This is a genomic window from Streptomyces aurantiacus JA 4570 (genome assembly GCF_000414115.1).
Classification (GTDB): Bacteria; Actinomycetota; Actinomycetes; order Streptomycetales; family Streptomycetaceae; genus Streptomyces; species Streptomyces aurantiacus_A.
This window is the reverse complement of record NZ_AOPZ01000452.1, coordinates 1-2,677: the sequence shown is the minus strand read 5'-3', so window position 1 is coordinate 2,677 and position 2,677 is coordinate 1. Positions and strand designations below refer to the sequence as shown.

Annotated in this window: 3 protein-coding genes; all 3 read right to left on the bottom strand. The window is 73.7% G+C overall.

Annotated elements, in window-relative coordinates; genetic code table 11:
- Nucleotides 1–147: 147 nt before the first annotated feature.
- A complete protein-coding gene (locus tag STRAU_RS34200; protein WP_016644995.1) occupies nt 148–1,149 on the bottom strand; it encodes a proline racemase family protein in 1,002 nt (333 codons plus the stop codon).
- A gap of 71 nt (nt 1,150–1,220) precedes the next feature.
- Nucleotides 1,221–2,129, bottom strand: coding sequence for a dihydrodipicolinate synthase family protein (locus STRAU_RS34195; protein ID WP_016644994.1), 909 nt, complete (start codon nt 2,127–2,129; stop codon nt 1,221–1,223).
- A gap of 128 nt (nt 2,130–2,257) precedes the next feature.
- A partial coding sequence (locus tag STRAU_RS34190; RefSeq protein ID WP_037663786.1) for a (2Fe-2S)-binding protein occupies nt 2,258–2,677 on the bottom strand: 420 nt, incomplete at its 5' end.

The window sequence follows — 2,677 nt, the reverse complement described above, 5'->3', positions numbered from 1 at the left end:
CCGCGCCGCCGCGCAGCCAGCCCGGTTGGGCCGCGCGGGCCCGCTCGACGGCGTCGGCGGCACCGAAGGCGCCGGCCGGATACACCTGCGCGACGACGTCGGAGGGGTCGGCCGGGTTGCGGGCGGCGACCGGGGGCGGGGTGGCGGTCACAGGAGGAAACCTCCGGGGAAGGGGTCGTCCGGGTCGAGGAAGTACTGGGCGGTGCCGGTGATCCAGGCGCGTCCGGTGATGGCCGGTACGACGGCCGGGACGCCGCCGACCTCCGTCTCGGCGACGAGGCGGCCGGTGAACCGGGTGCCGATGAAGGACTCGTTGACGAAGTCCTGGTGCAGCGGCAGGTCACCGCGGGCGTGCAGCTGCGCCATCCGGGCGGAGGTGCCGGTGCCGCACGGGGAGCGGTCGAACCAGCCGGGGTGGATGGCCATGGCGTGCCGGGAGTGCGCGGCGTCGGAGCCGGGGGCCGCCAGATAGACGTGCTTCACGCCGCCGATCTCGGGGCTCTCGGGGTGCGCGGGCCGGTCGGTGGCGTTGATGGCGTCCATGAGGGCGAGCCCGGCGGCCAGCAGGTCGTCCTTGCGGGCGCGGTCGAACGGCAGCCCCAGCGCGTCGAGTTCGGCGAAGGCGTAGAAGTTGCCGCCGAAGGCGAGGTCGTAGGTCACCGTGCCGAGGCCGGGGACCTCGGCCTTGCGGTCGAGGCCGACGCAGAACGCCGGGACGTTGGTCAGCGTGACCGAGGTGGCGGCGCCGTCCCGCACGGCGACGTCGACGGAGACAAGACCCGCCGGGGTGTCGAGGCGGACCGTGGTGACGGGTTCGACGACCGGCACCATCCCGGTCTCGACGAGGACGGTCGCCACTCCGATGGTGCCGTGGCCGCACATGGGGAGCAGTCCGGACACCTCGACGTACAGGACCCCGTAGTCGGCGTCGGGGCGGGTGGGCGGCTGGAGGATCGCGCCGCTCATCGCGGAGTGGCCGCGCGGCTCGTACATCAGGAGCGTGCGGAGGTGGTCCAGGTGCTCGATGAAGTGGAGGCGGCGTTCGGCCATGGTGGCGCCGGGGATCACCCCGACACCGCCGGTGATCACGCGGGTGGGCATGCCTTCGGTGTGCGAGTCCACCGCGTGGAAGACATGGCGTGTGCGCACGGGGGTCCTTTCGACGGTCGGGCGGTCGGGCTGCTGTGCGGTCGGGCGGGCCCGGGGTCCAAGCCCGGTGGTCAGCGGTGGCCGTTGGCGACGGCCTTCTCGGTCGCGGTGCGCACCGCTGCCTCGTCCGCACCGGTGAGCGAGGTGCGGGGCGGCCGGACCGGGCCGCCGCGGCGCCCGACGATGTCCATGGAGAGCTTGATCGACTGGACGAACTCGGTCTTGGAGTCCCAGCGCAGCAGGGAGTGCAGCGACCGGTAGAGGGGCAGCGCCGTCTGCAGGTCGCCGCCGACGGCGGCGTGGTAGAGCCGGGCGCAGGCGGCAGGGAAGGCGTTCGGGTAGCCGGCGATCCAGCCGACGGCCCCGGCCACGGCGAGCTCCAGGAGCACGTCGTCCGCGCCGATCAACAGGTCGAGCTCCGGGGCGAGTTCGGCGAGCTGGTAGGCACGCCGGACGTCGCCGGTGAACTCTTTGACGGCGACGATGTCCCCGTCCGCGTGGATCTCGGCGAGCAGCTCCGGGGTCAGGTCGACCTTGGTGTCGATGGGGTTGTTGTACGCGACGACGGGTACTCCGGCGTCGGCGACCTCGGCGTAGTGGGCCCGCACGGACGCCTCGTCGGCACGGTAGGCGTTCGGGGGCAGCAGGAGCACCGAGCCGCAGCCCGCCTCGCCCGCCTGCTCGGCCCAGCGGCGCGCCTCGGCGCTTCCGTACGCGGCGACACCGGGCATCACCCGCGCCGGGTCGCCCGCGGCCTCGACCGCGGTGCGCACCACCCGGGTGCGCTCCTCGTCGGTGAGCGTCTGGTACTCGCCGAGCGAGCCGTTGGGGACGACACCGTCGCACCCGTTGTCGATGAGCCAGCGGACGTGCTCGGCGTAGGCGTCGTAGTCGACGGAGAGGTCGTCGCGGAGCGGGAGCGCGGTGGCGACCATGATGCCGCGCCAGGGGCGGGTGGAGTTCCAGGCGGTGTCGGTCATTTAAGTGAGCCCTTCTATAGTGTGTGACATTTTACAGATGTGCGGGCGTCCCGGAAAGGGCGCGGGAGGTGCAGCCTTCGGTGGGGGGCGAGGTGCAGCCTTCGGTGAGCTGAGCGCAGGTGTGTCCGTCAGGAGTCGGGCGGGGCGGGCTTCTTGGGCGATTTGGGTGCCCTGGGCGCCCCCGGTGACCCGATCGGCTCGGGTGACTCGACCGGCCCGGGCGACTCGTCCGGCTCGGGTGGCTCGCCCGGCTCCAGCGCGGCGAGCGCGCCGAGCGCGACGGGGACGGCGAACGGCCTGCGCTCTCCCGGCGGTGACACGGCGCCGCCCTCACCGGCCGCTCCGTCTCCACCTGCCGCTCCGGCCGCTCCGGCCGCCAGGCAGGCCACCGCCGCGCCGCACATCCGGCCCTGGCACCACCCCATGCCCGCGCGGGTGAGCAGCTTGACGGTCCGCGCGTCACGGGCCCCGAGATCGGCGACGGCCTCGCGGACGGTCCCGGCGGTCACCTCCTCGCAGCGGCATACGTCGGTGTCCTCGGCCAGCCA

Excerpts from the sequence above, each read along its gene's own strand:
- STRAU_RS34195 (WP_016644994.1), bottom strand. The coding sequence starts at position 2,129 with ATGACCGACACCGCCTGGAACTCCACCCGCCCCTGGCGCGGCATCATG.